We start from the raw sequence: 16648 nt of genomic DNA, 5'->3' as shown, positions 1-16648 counted from the left end.
GACGCCGTGCCGCGCTCCCCCCTACCCAAAAACGAGGCCCCCTTGCTGCTCGCCGCCGCACCTCCCGCCGCCGAGATACCACCCCACACCGGAGGACTGCTCCTCCTCATACCGGGGACGGCCGGACTCCTCACCGTCGCCGCCCTCGGCATCGCCCTCCTCCTCTTCCTGATCATCAAGGTCAGGCTGCAGCCTTTCGTCGCGCTGCTCGCCGTCTCCATCAGCGTCGGCCTCGCCGCCGGGCTCTCCGTCACCGAACTCTTCGGCACGGTGCAGAGGTCGGCCGCCACCTCCGTCATCGAGACCGGCATGGGCGGCATCCTCGGCCATGTCGCGATCATCATCGGCCTGGGCACCATGCTCGGCGCGATCCTCGAGGTCTCCGGCGGCGCGGAGGTGTTGTCCTCCCGCCTCCTCGGCCTCTTCGGCGAGAAGCGGGCGCCGCTCGCGATGGGCCTCACCGGCCTGATCTTCGGCATCCCGGTCTTCTTCGACGTCGGCATCTTCGTCCTCGCGCCGATCGTCTACGCGGCCGCCAAGCGGTCCGGAAAATCGATCCTGCTCTACTGCATGCCGCTCCTCGCGGGTCTCTCCATGACCCACGCCTTCCTGCCGCCGCACCCCGGGCCCGTCGCCGCCGCCGGACTGCTCCACGTCTCGCTCGGCTGGGTCATCCTGATGGGCATCGTCGTCGGCATCCCCGCCGTCCTCGCCGCCTGGGCCTACGCCGCCTGGATCGGCAGGCGCATCTTCGTCGAGGTCCCGCAGGACATGGTCGAGGCCGCCGAGGACGCCAGGGCCCAGGTCGCCGCCGAGCGCAAGGAGGGCGCCTCCGAGGCGCCCGTGTCCCTGGCGACGGTGCTCACCATCATCGGTACGCCGCTGGTCCTCATCCTCGCCGCGACGTTCTCCTCCATCGCGCTGGACGAGTCGACCCCGCGGTCCGTGATCGAGTTCTTCGGCAACCCGTTCGTCGCCCTGACGATCGCGCTCTTCCTCGCGTACTACCTGCTGGGCATCCGCCGCGGCTGGTCCCGCAAGTCCCTGGAGCAGGTGTCGACCTCGTCCCTGAAGCCGGTCGGCAACATCCTGCTGGTGGTCGGCGCCGGCGGTGTGTTCGGCGCGGTCCTCAAGGCGAGCGGTGTCGCGCAGGCGCTCTCCGACACCTTCAACGACGTCGGACTGCCGGTGATCGTCCTCGCCTACCTGATCTCGCTGGTCCTCCGGGTCGCCCAGGGCTCGGCGACGGTCGCCATCGTGACGACGGCGGGCATCGTCCTGCCCCTGGTCGAGAGCGGCGACCACTCGCAGGCCTTCCTGGCCCTGGTCATCATGGCGATCTCGGCCGGCTCGATCTTCGCCTCGCACGTCAACGACGGCGGCTTCTGGATCGTCTCCAAGTACTTCGGCATCTCGGAACGGGACACCCTGAAGTCCTGGACGGTCCTGGAGTCGGTCCTCTCCCTGGCCGGCTTCGCGGTCGCCGCCGCGCTGAGCCTGGCGGTCTAGGAAGTCCCCGCCGGGTCGGCCGCGCGCGCCCGCGGCCGACCCGTTTCCGCCCCGGAACCGGCCGGTGCCCGACCGGACGGCGCGGTGCAATGGAGAGGGAGAGAAGGAGGCTTGTGAGCCGGGCGGTGGCGGTGCGAAGCTTGCCGTCATGCCTGCTCACTCCCTTGTGCCGGAACACGGATCGGTCCTCGCGGAGGTGAGACAGGTGAGACGAGCGGGCGTCGTCAGGCTGCGCGACCTGCCCCTGCCCGAACTCACCCGCATCGCGGGAGAGTTATCCGCCGTCGGCGTCGAACGGCTGTTACGGACAGCGGTCTCCCGTATCGGGGGAGGGTCTCTTCAGACCGCCGCCGAGTACAGCCTCGGCCTGGCGCAGGGTACGCGTGACTGGCCCGCCTCCGACCGGCGACGGCGGGCGGCCCAGGTCTACGGCGTCAGCGTGGAGCGCTTCCGCAAACACCACGAGCTGATGGTGCTCGGGCAGATCACCGAGCAGATCATCGTGCTCGCGGGCCGGCCGCACACCGCTCAGGAACCGGGCGCGCCGGACACCGCCCGGCCGCTGGCCCCCGTACACCGCTCACTGCACCTGCGGATCCACGGGCGGCCCGAACCGGCGACCGTGCGCATCCACGTGCACTCCGCCGATCTGCTGCGCGACGTCGACGTGGTTCTCTCCCCGTCCAACACGTACTTCGCCCTCCCCGCGCCCTACAAGTCGTCCGTATCGGCCACGCTCCGCCGCGCCGGAGCACGGCTGGACCCGGCGGGGGGACTCGTCGAGGACCACATCCACGACGAGTTGGCGCACTGGGTCGCCCGCAGCGGAACGGGGGGCCGGGCGGCCCTGCCGGGCACGGTCGCCGTCACGTCGGCGGGAGCCCTCGCCGCTCAGGGGGTACGGCGGATCTACCACGTGGCCGTCGCCCAGCCCCGGCCCGGTACCAACGACTACGACGTCCAGCCGGCCGACGTCACCCGCGGCGTGGCCCGGGCCTTCGCGGTGCTCGCCGAGGAGTCGCCCCGGTTCGACCCGCCTCTCACCTCCGTGTGCCTGCCGCTGCTCGGCGCCGGCCGGGGAGGGCTCACTCCGCTGGAGAGCTTCGGCGCGCTCTGGCCGGCCGTGGAGGCGGAGCTCGCACGACGCCACCACTGGGAGATCCACTTCGTCGTACGCGCCCAGGCCCGCGCGGACCTCATCGAGCGCCTGCTCGCCCCCCTCGCGGCCCCGACCACCCACGACAGGGGAACAGCGTGAATCCGTACGCCGTGCTGGCGGCCGCGGCCGCCCATTGGGAACGCCTCATGGACGTCCTCCACGGACCGTTGCGCGAGCGGCTCGCCGGACACCTGGCGGCCGTACGCCGCGCGAAGGACGCGGACGACCGAGACGCGGCGGTGGAGGCGGCCGTCGCGGTGCTGCGGCAGGGGCTGCCGGAGGAGTTCGGCGAGGCCGAGGCTCAGGGGCGGTTCTCGGCCGACGTCCTCGACGACGTCTACCTGGGGTTCCGCGCGGAGGACCTCGCGGTCCTGGTCCTCGACGGCCACCGCATGGTCGGGCCCGTACTCGGTCCGGTACGCGACCGGCTGCTCGCGGCGCCGGCGCTGGACGCCGACACCGTACTGCGGCGCGGCGGCGACCCGTACGCGCGCGAACTGATCCGGCTGCGGGGCGCGGGCGGCGTGCTGCGGCTGCCGCGGTTCCAGTTCGCCGACGAGAGCCTGCCCTGGCTGGCCGTCCTGGAGGTCAACCGGCTCCTGGAGGCCGACCGTGACCCCTGGGGCGCCGCGGACTGGTGGCTGTCCACCAACGCGTGGCTGGGCGCGACGCCCGCCGAGCTCCTCGGGGGGCCACGGGAACGCCAACTGCCCGACCTGGCCCTGCTCCTGATGGAAGGGGAGTAACCGTGCCCCACTACCGGCCGCCCGCCACGATGACCGGGACCCCCGGCAAGGTCACCTTGTCGCGTGGCACCGTCCTCCACCGCGTCCACGCCGCCCACCGCGACGCCGCCGCGTTCAACCCCGTACCGGCCCACTGTCTGTACGGCGGCGGACGCTTCGACGGCACGGCGTGCGACCCGTACGGCTATCTCTACGCGGGTCTCGGCGTCGAGGCGGCGCTCTGCGAGACGCTGCTGCGCTCCCTTCCGTTCGACCCGGCCGGCGGACCCCGGCTGTTGCCGCGGGTGTCGGTCGCGCGGCGGAAGGTGTCCCGGCTCCGGCTGGCCGTGGACCTGGATGTCGTCCCCCTGATGTCCGCGCGGGATCTGGCCGCCGTGCACCAGGACAGCTGGCTCGTCCACACCGAGGCGCACGACTACGCCTACACCCGGGACTGGGCGCACTGGATCCGACGGCACACGGAGCCCTGGGCCCAGGGGCTGATCTGGTCCTCCAAGAGGGAGCCGGGCGACCGGACCGTCGTCCTGTTCGGGGACCGCTGCCCGCCCGACGCGATCGAGACCGTGCACGAGGGCGCCGTGGACCTGTCCACCCCCGAGGGCGAGGAGTGGCTGGACTCCGTGCTCCAGCCGTACCACGTGAGGCTCGCGACCTGACCATGACCGAACAGCAATCACATGGAGCCGACGAGCCCACGGACGAGGAACTCGCGGCTGAGCGGGACGAGTGCCTCGCCCTCCTCTCCCGAACGTCGTCCGACGACCCCGAGGCGGCGGAGCACTGCGCGCGGGTCGGCGCCATGAGCGCGGTGCTCTTCGCGCGTCTGGGCGCGCCGGAGGACCTGACCCTGGCCGCCGAGGCGTTCGAGCTGGCCTTCCGTACTCCGGGGGACACCGCCCTCTGGGCCGTCTGGCGCATCCGGTACGGGTATGTGCGCGCCTGCGAGTACGACCGGGACGAGGACCCGGAGGTGCTGGAGGAGGCCCTGGACCTCGTCTGCGAGGGGCTCGCGGAGCTGCCGGAGGGCGAGGAGTGGGGCCAGGAGCGCCTGCTGGGGCGCCAGCTCCTGGCGAGCGGCTCGAAGATACGCGTCGGCCTCGCGGAACAGGACGGTGACGACCGCCGCGCCGAGCTCCTCGCGGAGTCGGTCGAACTCCACCAAGGGGTTCTGCCGTTGCTGGAACCGGGCACCGAGGAGGAGATCGACCTCCACGCGTCCCTGGGCTGGCTCCATCTCCAACGGGCCTCGGGCGGTGGCGGCGACGTGGACGACGCCGCGGCCTCCGCCGAGCACTACCGCGCGGTCCTCGCCGCCGCGCTCCCCACCAGCGACCTGCCGCTCGTGCGGCACAGCGTGGGCCTGGCCCTGATCGTGCACGGGCGGGCGACGGCCAGCCGGGAGGTGCTGGAGGAGGCGAGGGAGGCGTTCGAGGCGGCGGTCCACGAGGCCCGGCGGGCCGGCGGACGTCCCTCCTGGGCCTGGGAGGCCGAGATCCGCGCCACCTTCATCCGCGCCATGATCTGGTCCACCTGGAAGGACCAGGCCCAGGGCGCCGCCGCAGAGGCGGAGCTGAACAGTCTGCTCGCCGAGCCGGAGGCCGTCGACCGGCTCCTGCCGCACTACCTCGACGGCTTCGGGCGGCTGCTCTTCGAGCGGGCGAGCGTCCGGGGCGACGGCGCGGGACAGGACCGGGCGATCGGCCTGCTGCGACGGGCGGTCGACGAGTGGCAGCCCGCCCGGGACGGAAAGGTCACCGCGCCCGCCTTCTTCCTCGCGGCCTTCCAGCAGGGCCGCTACCAGGACGACCCGGACCCGGAGCGTCTCCACGAGGTCGTCCGGGCGTCCACCCTGGTCCTGGAGGACGACGAACTCTCCGAGGACGGGCTCGACATGGCCCGGATGATGGGAGGCTGGGCCTGGATCAAGCTGGAGGAGCACGGTGTCCTCCCCGACTCCCCGGAGGCCGTGCCCGACGCGATGGGCATGGCCCAGATGACCAAGTCCTACTGGCGGCTCTTCGACGAGATCGGGCAGGGGCGCAGCTTCCTCGACTACAGCGAGACGGACGACGACTTCCCCGGCCTCGTCAAGGGGACGGCCAGCCCGGCCCGGCTGCGGCACGTCTTCGACGAGGCGTACGCGCGCTGGACCGCCATGGAACCAGGCCGTGGCAGGGCCGAGATCGCGCTGGGGCTGCTGTCCCATGTGATGATCTTCGACCCCCACGGCACCCACATCACGGCGGAGCAGAAGACCGCGCTGACGACCTGCGTCCTGGAGGCCGACGACGACGACCCGAACTGGCAGCGCCGCGCGCATGCCGCCGTCGCCCATACGCGGCTGTGGGAGGAGATGACCGGCATCGGCGGCGCGGGTACGGACGACGTGATGGACCACCTCGCCCGCGCCTCGGCCGCCGCCGGCACGACTCCGGCCATGGGGAACGCCATCGACCTCACCCGGATGATGGCCACCACCCACCGCGGGCAGACCGCGGGCGCCGCCGACGACGTGGAGGCCGCCGGCGAGGCGTGGCAGCGGCTGCGCGAGGACCCGGACCTCTCGCCGTACCTGCGCCGGATGATGGACGCCCACCAGGCGGGCATCGACGCCCAGCGGGCCGTTCAGGCGGGCGACCTCGGTGCGGCGGACGGGTGCCTCGACCGGATGCTGCGGACACACACGGATCTCGACGCCGACGATCCCGCCCGCGTGGAGTTGTGGACGGCGATCGAGAACGCCCGGACGGGCCGCGACGACCTGGCCCGCAGGCTGGGGGTACCGCCCGGCCCGCCGCTCATGGGCCGCCCCACCGTGACAGAGCTGCGCCGCGCCGCGCGCCGGCTCCCCCGGGACCACGCTGCCTGGGTGCTCGGCGACAACGGCGTCACCCGCTTCCACCGCGCGGTGGACGACGGGAACGCCCTCGCGCTGCAGGAGGCCATGGGCCTGCTTCGGGAAGCCCACGACATGGTCGACGAGGGCACCGAGAGCAGGCTGCGGTACGCCTCCTGTCTGGGCGCGGCCCACTGCGGTCTCGCCTCCGTACAGGCGAACCCGTTCGCGCGTTCACGTGAACTCGCCCAGGGGATCGCCCTTCTGGAGAACGCGTTCCGCGGTGCCGGAGGCCCCGAGCACCGCCTGTACGCGTCCACCGGGCTCGCCCTCGCCCGCGCCTACCGCACCCGGAACGAGCTGCGGCTCGACGACCGGACGACGGGCCGGCACGTCGGCCTCGACTCCCTGCGCGGCCACACCTGGGCCGCGCTGCTGCAGTCCGGCACCGACCATGCCACCAACGCCGCCCTCCAGGCCACCGCGGCCGCGCGGGAGGTCGCCGCCTGGTGCCTTCGGGACAACGCCCTGGAGGAGGCGGTCCAGGCCCTCGACGCCTGCCGCGGACTGGTGCTGCACGCGGCCGTCACCTCCCGCCAGGTCCCCGAGCGGCTCGTCGCGGCGGGCCACCGGGAACTGGCCGAGGAATGGCAGGCCACGGGCGTCACCGCGGAACCCGCCGCGGACCCGCTGCGCGCCGCGCGCGCACCGCTGACGCTGCCGAGCGCGCTGCGCCGCAGGGTGCTCTCGGCGCTCACCGGAGCGGAGGGCAGCCAGGACCGCCTGCTCGACCCCCCGACGGTCCAGGAGATCGCCACGGCACTGCGCTCCCTGCGCAAGGACGCCCTGGTCTACCTGGTGCCCGCGTCGGACGACGCGGGCGGGACGGCGGTGGTCGTCACCTCCGGCGGCGACGTCCACGCGGTGCCGCTGCCGCGCCTCAAGGAGGACGCCGCGCCCCTGCGGGACTACGCCCCGGAGCCGGCGGGCGCCGGCCGCGACCTCGGCCCGGTACCCGGCGGAGGGCCCGCCCTGCGCGCCGCCTCCCTGCGCCACCAGCTGGAACGGCTGTGCGGCTGGGCCTGGTACGCGGGCATCAGGCCGCTCTTCGACGCCTTCGCAGCCCCCAGCGACCCCGGGCGGGTCCCGCGTCTCGTTCTCGTACCGATGGACGCCCTCGGTCTCGTCCCGTGGCACGCCGCCTGGGAGGAGGGCGCGGACGGTCGCCGTCGCTACGCGGTGCAGGAGGCGGAGATCTCTTACGCGGCGTCGGCCCGGCTGCTGTGCGACGTGGCCGCCCGCACCCCCGCGGAGCACACGGGCAGCGCGCTGGTCGTGGGGAACCCGACGGGAGACCTGCCGTACGCGGGTGTGGAGGCCGATGCCGTGCAGCGGGTCTTCTACCCGAGGGGCACTTTCCTCGGGCGGCGGGCCGACGGCACCGCCGACGGCCCCGGCACCCCCGGTGACGTGGTGGAGTGGCTGGCCGACGGCGGAGCCGACGAGGGCGGCGTGCTCCATCTCGCATGCCATGCCGCGATCGCCCGGGACGCCCGGAGAACGGCTCATCTCCACCTGTACGGGGGCGAGTTGGCGGCCGAGGAGCTGACCGAGGCGATCGGCGCGGGCCGGAGCCGCCTCGGCCTGGTCCTGCTGGCGGCCTGTCGCAGCCATGTGTCGGGGCGGGGCCACAACGAGGCGTACAGCCTCGCCACCGCGTTCCTCGTCGCCGGAGCCCGCTCGGTGGTCGGCTCGTTGTGGCCGGTGCCCGACGACGCGACGTCGGTGCTGATGTTCCTGACCCACCACTTCCTGCGCAGGGAGGGGGAGACGCCGGCGAGGGCCCTGCGCCGGGCCCAGCTGTGGATGCTGGACCCGGAGCGCAGGCCGCCCGCCGAGCTCCCGCCGCTGCTCGCCGAGTGGGCCCGGCGGGTCGACCCGCACGACCTGAGCGCGTGGGCGGGCTTCACGCACCTCGGTCAGTAGGCACGACCGTGCGGAGGGGGATGGTGCGCGTCGTCCAGCGGCCACGCGGCCCGGTCACCCGCCCCATCACCCGCGACGTCCGTGGATCGGGGTCCCAGGCGTCCAACCGGTACGGAGCGGTGTTGAGTTCACTTTCCGTGACGATGAGTTTCAGCCAATCCCGAGCGCTCGCTCCGGGTACGGCGGGACGGGTCGGCGGCAGGGAGAGCTGCACGGGATCGCCGTCGAGCGCGTAGCCGGTGCGGCCGGGGCCGATGAAGTGCCCGGGATAGAGCGCCGTATGGCTGGCGTAGCTGTCGGTCAGATCGATCAGGACGCACCACAGGGTCCGGTCGGCCGACCGGTTGTGCAGCCGGATGGAGACCCGGGGCTCCTGGAGGCCCGCCGGGCCCGTCGCGTAGGAGCAGACGATCTCGCCGCTCCCGTCGGGGGTCAGCGGCTGGTCGTCCGGGGCGTCCCACGGGCTGATCTCGACCCGTACCAGGCCGTCCAGCGGGGAGGGGCCGGGCGTCAGATCGCGGATCTGGTGCCAGCGCGCCAGGTGGGTGAGGCAGTCGGCCACCTGCCTGGCGTCCTCGGGGGTCCTCAGCGGGAGCGGTCCGGTGAACGGGGTGCCGTCGCGGCGCAGGACGTGAACCTGCTCGCCCTCGACCTGGAGCCGGAAGTGGAGGTCGGCGGCCTCCTGGGGGTCGTCGAGCGCCCTCAGGAGGGGGGAGGCGGCGACGGCGTCGCGGACCGCCTCGCGCAGGCGGCCTCCCGGCCCCGTCTCGGGGAGTGACACGGTGGCGGGCGGCTGCGGCAGCGCGGAGAGCGCGACCGGGTAGACGCGGGTGGGCACGGGGGCCCAGCCGACGGGCTCGACCACGGTGTGCGCGGTGTGCACCTCCAGGGCGCGGAGGGCAGGCGCGGGAAGGGGGACGTGATCCGTTCCGCCGTCGGGCACGACGGTGAACTCGGCGCTCGGCAGGTCCGATCCCTCCGCGAGACCGTGGACGGCGCCGCAGTCCACCTCCCAGCCCCGCACGCCGAAGCGCAGCAGATGCGGGGTCGGCGGGCGCGCCGTGGCGCCTCCGAGGAACGGGGCGTCCGCGATGCCTCCGTGCTCCGCCGGGTACAGCACCGGCTGCTGCTGCCCTCGCGAGCGCTGCAGCCGGGCGTCGGCGGCGGCCAGAAGCTCCCTGTAGGAGGCCTCGGGACCCGCGTCACGCACCGCGCCCAGCAGGGCGTGGGTGAAGGCCCCGTGGAGCCGGCCGCCGTAATCACCCTCGTACGAGTACTGGTTGAGGCGGGCCGCGGCCAGCAGGACATGGCGTCGTGTGCTCTGCCCGTCGGCGGCCGAGGCGTCCCGGAGCGCGGCATGCCCCCCACCGAGACCGTTCAGATCCCACTCCGGGGCCGGGGGCGCGTATCGGGCGGTGAGTCCGTCACCCCGGGTGGCGCCGCCGGAGAAACAGCAGTCCAGTACGGCGGCGACATGGGCGCCGCCTACCGCCACCTCGTCCAGGAGCCCGCCCAGGCGCTTGTCGAGCAGCGGTCCGTCGACGCAGACGATGGCCTGGTTCCGTCCCGTCGCCTCGATGCGCAGGTGGGCCTCCTCGGTGGCGAGGGACTGCGTGCCGTGCCCCGAGAACCAGAAGAGCGCGGTGTCTCCGGCGCCCGCCCGGCCCAGGTGGTTCCGGAAGGCGTCCTCGACCGCGTCGCGCGTGGCCTCGTGGTCGAGCAGGACGCGGACGTCGATGTCGTCGCCGGCGCGCTCACCGAGCAGGCGCCGCGCCTCCGCGATGTCGTTGAGGCAGCCGCGCAGCGGCGGGACCGTCCGGGGAGGGTAGTCGTCGACCCCCACCAGCAGTGCGTAGATCGAACCCATGGAGGAGAGTCTTCCAGGAGGGCGGGAGGCGAGGATCCCCGGGTGCGGCCGGAAACTGGTCGTCTTCTGGGCGGAGCCCGGATTCGGCCGACACAATGTGCCCTTCGACGACCACTATTGACGAGGTGTCATACACCTCTGCGCAGCACGGACGGCTCCGTGACCAGTGGTGAGAGAACAGACGTCATGCGGGGGACACATGAGTCACATCGAACGACCACGGCGCGTCGTGCGGTCCGGCGAGGCCGAGACGCCCGGCCAGGTGCGCCGGACCGGCCCGGCCCGGCGGCTCACCACCGGTCCGGCCGGCCCCGTCGCCCGCCCGGGGACCGCGTCCGGCGGACAGGCCGCGCGCGAGCTCTACGAGCGAAGGTCCGACGGACTGCGCGGAGCCGTCGCCCGGCTCGACGCCGGTCTCGACGAGTCCGCGCGCGGGCAGTTGGCCGACTGGGCCCGCGAGGAGTACGCCGGTTCGCACGGCGCCGTACCCCTCGGCTTCGTAGCCCGCTGCTACCTCGGCCCGCCCTACGTCGACCACATCCTGAACCTCTTCCATGTGATCGTCCAGCACTTCTCGCCGGGCGAGGCGATGCCCGAACCCTTCGCCAAGGCGCGGATGCTGGCTCGTTCGGACGGCTACGCCTACATCGAGATCTACGACAACGGACTGATCCTTCCCGTCCTCGCCGACGGCACCGTCGTACGTCCCTGAACAACCCCCGCACATCCCCATCCCGGAACGGAGATCCGACGCAATGGTCGACGTGGACATCGCCCTTCACCAGAAGGTGCGGGAGGTCGGCAACCTCGTGGCCCGGCTCAGCGAACAGGTGGGCTCGGTGTCGGGCCAGGTCCAGTCCGTGGAGGCCAGGCAGCAGCAGACCAGCAGCGAACTGCAGCAGCTGCGAGCCGACTTCCTCGCCTTCATGCAGACGTCCCAGCTCATCGCGAACGTACAGCGCGCCGAGACGCGGATCGGCGTCATCCAGGACGAACTCGACCACGAGTACGGTCACCACAAGTCGGTGCGCCGCACCGCGGTCGGCATGCTCCAGGCCTTCGACGTGGGCATCGTCTCCGAGGACTCCGTCCGCACGGTCAGCGACCAGCTGATGCTCCAGACCCCGCGCTACTGGCTCGCCCCGGCCCTCGTCGCGCTCGCCTCCTGGTCCTCGGACGACCGGGACCTGTGCGAGCGCGCGGTCGACGAGGCGTTCCGCCGCTCCCCGGGCCGGACGTCCCTCTTCTTCGCGCTCGTCCTGCGCCGGCAGGGCCGGAGGCAGGGGGCGGTGCGCTGGCTGAGGCACTACCTCCTCGCTCAGGACCCCGCGCGCCTGGGCCGCGAGTTCGCGGTCATCCTGGAGTCGATCGCGCAGGGCGCCTTCGGCCCGGAGGGGCGCGAGATGCTCGACACGGCCCTGAGCGAGTGGCGCGAGCTCCTGACGGCGGACACGGACACCAGGGCCCGGCAGGCCCAGCGCTGGCGCGACGAGATCGAGTCGCTGCGCGCGCCGTCGGCCAGGGCGGAGTTCCCGAGGCTCGCGGCCGTCTCCCCGCAGTGGCCCGAGCTCGACGCGGTCCTCGCCGCCGCCCGGACGCATCAGCACGTGCTCGACAAGTACCGGGCGATCATGGAGCGGGAGGCCGAGCCCACGGGACGCCTGGAGGACACGGTCGACGACATCCTCGACCGGCTGGTCTCGGAGTACGACAACGACGAGCTGCCGCTCCGCCGCGACCTCGCGTTCAACAAGAAGGTCGTCGAACACAACGGCGACCTCGACTCCGCCCACAAGGACACCGACGCCGACTCCGCCTCGTACGAGGAGACCCTCGACTATCTGACGGTGCAGAGCGCCGCCGCGCTCAACCCCCAGGCCATCGGCACCTCGGGGGCCACCCAGCGGCTCGCCGTGGCCGCCTGCCACGAGTGGTTCTTCCAGGCGCACACCGGATTCACGCGAGACGCGCGCGGCGCCGTTCCGCAGGACGTCCAGGCGGTCTTCGGCACGACGCACTCCGTCGGCGCGCAGACCTTCCAGCTGCCCCCGTGGCAGGGCTCCTTCACCCAGCCGCTGGCCGCCAACGAGGCCTCGCTCGCCGCCCACTGGGACCAGCACATGGCACCGTTCATCGCGGCGCTCGCCTACCCGATGGTGAGGAAGGTGCTGCCGCCCGTGCTGGTGGTGGCCGGCATCCTGCTCCTCATCGGCCAGATCAGCCTCCCCTTCGCCCTCGTGGCCGCCCTGGTCACGGGCGGCGTCTGGGGTCTGGTCATCCACAAGCAGGCCAAGGCCGCGCAGAACCACCAGGCCAACGCCCGCAGGCTCCTGGAGCAGGCGAAACTCGACTCGCTGCACCAGTTGCGCGGCGCCGCCGCCGAACTGACGGACTGGTACGACAGGTTCCGTGCCGCCGACGCCGTCGAGGCCCAGTGCCGCGAGCTCATCACCTCACTCGCCACAGCCCAGCACGGCGCCTCCCCGTTCGAGGGCCGTACCGTCCTGAAGGAGGACCACCGGTGAGCACCCCGCAGGTACCGCGGCAGCCCGCCATGCCGCCGTCGGCCGCCCCCGTGCCGCCGCACACCGCCCCCGTGCCGCTGCACACCGCCCCCGTGCCGCCGCAGGCCGTCCCCGGCCCGCCGCCGCCCGTGCGCAGGCCCGTCGTGGACTCCCCGTGGGGCTCCCAGCGGCCGGCTCCGGCGGACCGGTCGACCAGCCGGCTGCGCCGGGTCGTCGAGGGCCTCCCCGACTGGGAGCCGCTACCGCCCGGGGAGACGCTGGTGCGCCGGCCGGGCGTCGGCCGATGAGCGGGTTCTGGGGGCACGGGGGCCCGTACGAGGAGTGGGTGACCTTCCTGCGTTCCTGGGCCGCGTTCGAGCCCGTGGATCCGGCGCGGCTTCCCGCGATCGAGGCGGAGACGTACGACGGTGACACGGTGGCCCGGCTCGCCGACCACCTCAGCGAGGCCGTCAGCACCCGGCTGCAGGCCTGGGCCGACACGCTGGTCCGCGCCATGGACGCGGCCACGGACGAGTTCTCGGCCGGGCGCGAGCTGGCCCAGGCGCGGACAGGGCTCCGCGCGATCCGGGACGTCGCCGGCCACCGCGGGCTTCCGGAACGGCTGCGGGAACGGCTGACCGAGATGGTGGACCGGCAGATCCCCGAACTCCAGGCACAGCTGGAGCGGCTCCTGGAGCAGGCGGCCCGCGACGAACCCGAGGCCCGCTGGGTCGAGGAGCGCCGCCGCACCCTGCGCGACAACGCCCTCACGGCCGTCCTGTCGCAGCCGGCGTCCGCGCCGGGGTCCGGCACCGCGGACGCCTGGTCCTACGACCCGGCCGCGACACCCCGGCGCCGGATCCTGCGGGACTGACCCAGGCGGCCCGTCCCTCCCGTCCCGTTCTCCTTCCGAGCCCCGAAGGTCCGCATGTCGAACTACGCCGATTGTCTGCAGCACCTCGACAGCTACATCTCCGCGCGCGTGCCGGTCATCGGCATGCGCACCATCGAGCAGGAGCGGGCGCTGCGTCTGCTCAGGGAGGCCGCCACCCAGCCGCGCCGGAGCAGCCTGCCCTTCTGGATCTACACCAGGGCCACCGGACTGCGGGACCTGCGCACCAACGCGACGGTCATCGACGACCGCTCGCTGACCGGCGCGATGGACTTCGCCGCCTCCCAGTTCACCAGCCGGGCCAACGCGACCGTGGTCTTCGTCGACCCGGCAGACCTGGAAGGCGACACCCCGATCGCCCGGCACATGTCCGAGCTGGCCCGGCTGGCCGGAAACAACATGGGCAGCATCGTCGTCATCACCGACAACCCGATCTGGAGCGGTCTGCAGCGCCTGGGCATGAGCCTGCACCTCGACCTGCCCCACCCGGAGGAGATGTACGAGATCCTCAGCGCCTTCCTCTCCGACCACGAGGGGCACATCCCGGTCCGCTGGGACGAGAGCGACGCCCGCCGGGCCGCCGAGTTTCTGCGCGGGGTCACCGAGGCGGAGGCGATCAACCTGATGGCCACGGTAGCCGCCAAGGGTGCGATCGAGAAGCAGGACGTGCTGGGTCTCGCCCAGGCGAAGGACAGGATCTTCAGCGATCTGACGGGCCTCGAGCGCGTCCAGCTGAAGGACGAGGACTACTCGATCGGCGGCCTCTCCAGCCTCCGCAAGTGGCTCCAGGTCAAGCACCAGCTGATGCACGAGGACCTGCGGGAGACGAAGCTGCGCCCGCCCCGGGGGGTGCTGCTCGTGGGCGTCCCGGGCTGCGGCAAGTCCCTGTCGGCCAAGGCCATCGCCCATGAGTGGCAGCTGCCGCTCTACCGGCTCGACATGGGCAGCATCCACGGCAAGTACCTGGGCGAGTCCGAGGGCCGGTTCCGTGAGGCGCTCGCCATGGCCGACCGTGTCGCGCCCTGCATCCTCTGGATCGACGAGATCGAGAAGGGTCTCGCGGGCCGGGACGACGGCTCGGGCGTGCCGCAGCGCATCATCGGGCAGTTCCTCTTCTGGCTGCAGGAGTCGGACTCCCGCGCGTTCGTGGTCGCCACCGCGAACGACGTCCGCAGCCTTCCGCCGGAGCTGCTGCGCAAGGGCCGCTTCGACGAGCTCTTCTTCGTCGACCTGCCGGACGCCCAGGACCGCAGGGAGATCATCCAGCTGTACCACCGCCTCTATCTCCAGCACGAGCCCGAGCAGGAGCAGCTGGACCGGCTGGTCGACCTGTCGGAGGGCTTCGCGGGGTCGGACATTGCGGCGGCCCTGCACGACGTGGGTGTCGAGGCGCATCTGAGCGGGGGCGCGGCGAACCTGAAGCCCTCGCTCATCCTTGACACCTTCGCCAACACCGTTCCGCTGAGCCGGGTCAATCCCGAGCAGATCGAGGAGATCAGGGCGTGGGGCCGCGAGCGGGCCGTCCCGGCAGGCCGGGCGGCCATGGCGGCGGCGACGCCGGGGGCGTCGGGTCACCGCCGGATCGTCTTCCGGGAGGACTGACGCAGAGGCCGCCGGGGCCGGTCCGTTCCGATGGGTCGGAACGGGCCGGACCCGGCGTCTCGTCAGCTCGTGCAGTACTGCGCGGCCTTGCCGATCGAGCGGTACATGCAGTCCGCGTTCTCCAGGAGCTGGAGGACGGCGTCCTTGTTGCGGCTCGTCTCGCGTTCGATCACCTCGTCCGGCGGGTAGAAGCCGCCGTTCCAGGACGAGGCCGGGTACATCTCGAACGTGTAGCCGAAGATCTTCTGCGAGCCCCAGAGGTAGTCGTCGATCGACCCGTCCGTGATGTAGAGGTCACTCGACTGCTCGGGGGTGTAGCCGTTGCTGGCCGCCATCTTCTGGCCGACCGTGGCGAACGCGTCGCGGTCGTCCTGGGTCATGCCCGGCGCGGTGTTCGCGGTGGTCCAGCCGAAGGGCCAGAGCACCAGTTCGCTGTACGTGTGGAAGTCGATCGCTGCCCTGATCTGCTGTTTGCCGCCCACCACGCGGGAGCGGACGAAGTCGGCGACGACCTTCACCTCGGGGGCGGACTCGGGGGCCGTGCCCCGGTAGGTCTCGGAGCTCTTGGAGCCGGAGGAGCCGCCGCAGCAGCCCCACTTGTAGTCCCAGTTCCGGTTCATGTCCGTACCGACGTAGGAGGAGCCGGAGTTGGGCTGCCGGTTCTTGCGCCAGCTGCGGTAGGAGCCGGAGGCGATGTCGTACTCGCCGCCGTCCGGGTTGAGGTCCGGCACGATCCAGATCTCGCGGCTGTTCACCAGGCCGGTGATGCGGGAGTCGCTTCCGTAGCCCGCGCCGAGCTCGCGCAGCAGGTAGAGCGCCATCTCGACGGTGAGGTGCTCACGGGCGTGCTGGTGGTGGGTGAAGAGGACCTCGGGCTCGGCCTCGTCCGTGCCCACGTTGTCGCTGATCTTGACGGCGACGATGTCCCGGCCCTGGTACGTCTTCCCGATGACCCGCTTGTTCATGATGGTCGGGTACTGGGCGAGGCGCTGGTCGATCTCCGCGTTCATCTCGGCGAAGTTGTGGTACCTGGAGTCGGCGGAGGGGAAGTCGAAGGGTTCGACGGCCATGCCCTTCACCGAGCGGTCGGGCGGGGCGGGCAGGGCCTCGGGGCGGTGGCCCAGTGCGCGGAGCTTGCGCAGCTGGGCGGAGTTGGCGCTGACGACGACGCTGTGGTCGTCGGTCTCGTCGATCGAGACGCCGGTCGCGGCGAGCGCGGTGCGTTCGGCGACGGTGGACGGGCCGTGGATCTCGTACTGGCGGATCACTTCCTCGGCGGTGGCGGTCGGTTCCGAGTCGGCTCCGGCCTGGTACGCGCCTGCGGAGAGCGGCGCCGCGAGGGCGAGCGCCAGAAGGGCCGCGAGGGTGGCGGACCTTCTTCCGCGGGTTCGAAGTCGCATGCTGTCTCCTGGGTGGGGAGTGTGGGGGTGTGCGACAGGTTGTGCGGGTGTCCGGGCACATCGTCCGACGCTGACATGAACTGGTCAAGGGTGCGGTTCGGCCACGCCCCCTTGCGCAGTCCCGCCGCACCCGCTTTGGTGACCTGG

12 protein-coding genes are annotated in these 16648 nt (G+C 72.5%); 10 read left to right on the top strand and 2 right to left on the bottom strand.

Annotation, left to right across the window (positions count from 1 at the left end):
- Nucleotides 1-42: 42 nt before the first annotated feature.
- The 5 genes from M5362_RS20785 to M5362_RS20765 all read left to right on the top strand — a co-directional run bounded on the left by M5362_RS20785 (nt 43) and on the right by M5362_RS20765 (nt 8236).
- Nucleotides 43-1509, top strand: coding sequence for a GntP family permease (locus tag M5362_RS20785; protein WP_260229162.1), 1467 nt, complete (start codon nt 43-45; stop codon nt 1507-1509).
- Nucleotides 1510-1657: 148 nt separating this feature from the next.
- Nucleotides 1658-2767, top strand: coding sequence for a hypothetical protein (locus M5362_RS20780; RefSeq protein WP_261366209.1), 1110 nt, complete (start codon nt 1658-1660; stop codon nt 2765-2767).
- Nucleotides 2764-3414 carry a hypothetical protein gene (locus M5362_RS20775; protein ID WP_260229160.1) on the top strand — a complete coding sequence of 217 codons (651 nt, stop codon included), beginning with the start codon at nt 2764-2766 and terminating at the stop codon, nt 3412-3414. Before M5362_RS20780 ends, M5362_RS20775 begins: the two co-directional genes overlap by 4 nt.
- A 2-nt stretch (nt 3415-3416) precedes the next feature.
- Nucleotides 3417-4070, top strand: a complete 654-nt coding sequence (locus tag M5362_RS20770) for an RES family NAD+ phosphorylase (RefSeq protein ID WP_260229159.1) — start codon at nt 3417-3419, stop codon at nt 4068-4070.
- A gap of 2 nt (nt 4071-4072) precedes the next feature.
- Complete coding sequence (locus tag M5362_RS20765) at nt 4073-8236, top strand: CHAT domain-containing protein (protein WP_260229158.1); 4164 nt, start codon at nt 4073-4075, stop codon at nt 8234-8236.
- Here the strand turns inward: M5362_RS20765 and M5362_RS20760 are convergent.
- Entirely contained in the window at nt 8217-10103 is a 1887-nt protein-coding gene (locus M5362_RS20760; RefSeq protein ID WP_260229157.1) for a caspase domain-containing protein, read from the bottom strand. The two genes, M5362_RS20765 and M5362_RS20760, sit on opposite strands and share 20 nt — an antisense overlap.
- Before the next feature lie 199 nt (nt 10104-10302).
- On the opposite strand from M5362_RS20760, the gene M5362_RS20755 reads away from it, so the two are divergent.
- Genes M5362_RS20755 through M5362_RS20735 form a run of 5 tightly spaced genes read left to right on the top strand, consistent with a single transcriptional unit; the run spans nt 10303 to nt 15101 of the window.
- Entirely contained in the window at nt 10303-10815 is a 513-nt protein-coding gene (locus M5362_RS20755; RefSeq protein ID WP_260229156.1) for a hypothetical protein, read from the top strand.
- Nucleotides 10816-10858: 43 nt separating this feature from the next.
- Nucleotides 10859-12628, top strand: a complete 1770-nt coding sequence (locus M5362_RS20750) for a hypothetical protein (RefSeq protein ID WP_260229155.1) — start codon at nt 10859-10861, stop codon at nt 12626-12628.
- On the top strand, nt 12625-12915 hold the full coding sequence (locus M5362_RS20745) for a hypothetical protein (protein ID WP_260229154.1): 291 nt from the start codon (nt 12625-12627) through the stop codon (nt 12913-12915). Before M5362_RS20750 ends, M5362_RS20745 begins: the two co-directional genes overlap by 4 nt.
- Nucleotides 12912-13481: a hypothetical protein gene (locus tag M5362_RS20740; RefSeq protein WP_260229153.1), complete on the top strand. Its 570-nt coding sequence runs from the start codon at nt 12912-12914 to the stop codon at nt 13479-13481. Before M5362_RS20745 ends, M5362_RS20740 begins: the two co-directional genes overlap by 4 nt.
- A gap of 54 nt (nt 13482-13535) precedes the next feature.
- Nucleotides 13536-15101: an AAA family ATPase gene (locus M5362_RS20735; RefSeq protein ID WP_260229152.1), complete on the top strand. Its 1566-nt coding sequence runs from the start codon at nt 13536-13538 to the stop codon at nt 15099-15101.
- A gap of 62 nt (nt 15102-15163) precedes the next feature.
- On the opposite strand, the gene M5362_RS20730 is transcribed toward M5362_RS20735, so the two are convergent.
- Entirely contained in the window at nt 15164-16501 is a 1338-nt protein-coding gene (locus M5362_RS20730; protein WP_260229151.1) for a M14 family metallopeptidase, read from the bottom strand.
- Nucleotides 16502-16648 lie beyond the last annotated feature (147 nt).

Source organism: Streptomyces sp. Je 1-79 (assembly GCF_025195125.1).
Lineage (GTDB): Bacteria > Actinomycetota > Actinomycetes > Streptomycetales > Streptomycetaceae > Streptomyces.
Note: the sequence above shows the minus strand (reverse complement) of the source record. Positions and strands in the feature narration are given on the sequence as shown.

Bases quoted from the DNA above. Each gene is read 5' to 3' on its own strand.
- M5362_RS20735 (WP_260229152.1), top strand. From the start codon at position 13,536: ATGTCGAACTACGCCGATTGTCTGCAGCACCTCGACAGCTACATCTCC.
- M5362_RS20755 (WP_260229156.1), top strand. From the start codon at position 10,303: ATGAGTCACATCGAACGACCACGGCGCGTCGTGCGGTCCGGCGAGGCC.
- M5362_RS20780 (WP_261366209.1), top strand. From the start codon at position 1,658: ATGCCTGCTCACTCCCTTGTGCCGGAACACGGATCGGTCCTCGCGGAG.
- M5362_RS20730 (WP_260229151.1), bottom strand. From the start codon at position 16,501: ATGCGACTTCGAACCCGCGGAAGAAGGTCCGCCACCCTCGCGGCCCTT.
- M5362_RS20760 (WP_260229157.1), bottom strand. From the start codon at position 10,103: ATGGGTTCGATCTACGCACTGCTGGTGGGGGTCGACGACTACCCTCCC.
- M5362_RS20740 (WP_260229153.1), top strand. From the start codon at position 12,912: ATGAGCGGGTTCTGGGGGCACGGGGGCCCGTACGAGGAGTGGGTGACC.
- M5362_RS20750 (WP_260229155.1), top strand. From the start codon at position 10,859: ATGGTCGACGTGGACATCGCCCTTCACCAGAAGGTGCGGGAGGTCGGC.
- M5362_RS20765 (WP_260229158.1), top strand. From the start codon at position 4,073: ATGACCGAACAGCAATCACATGGAGCCGACGAGCCCACGGACGAGGAA.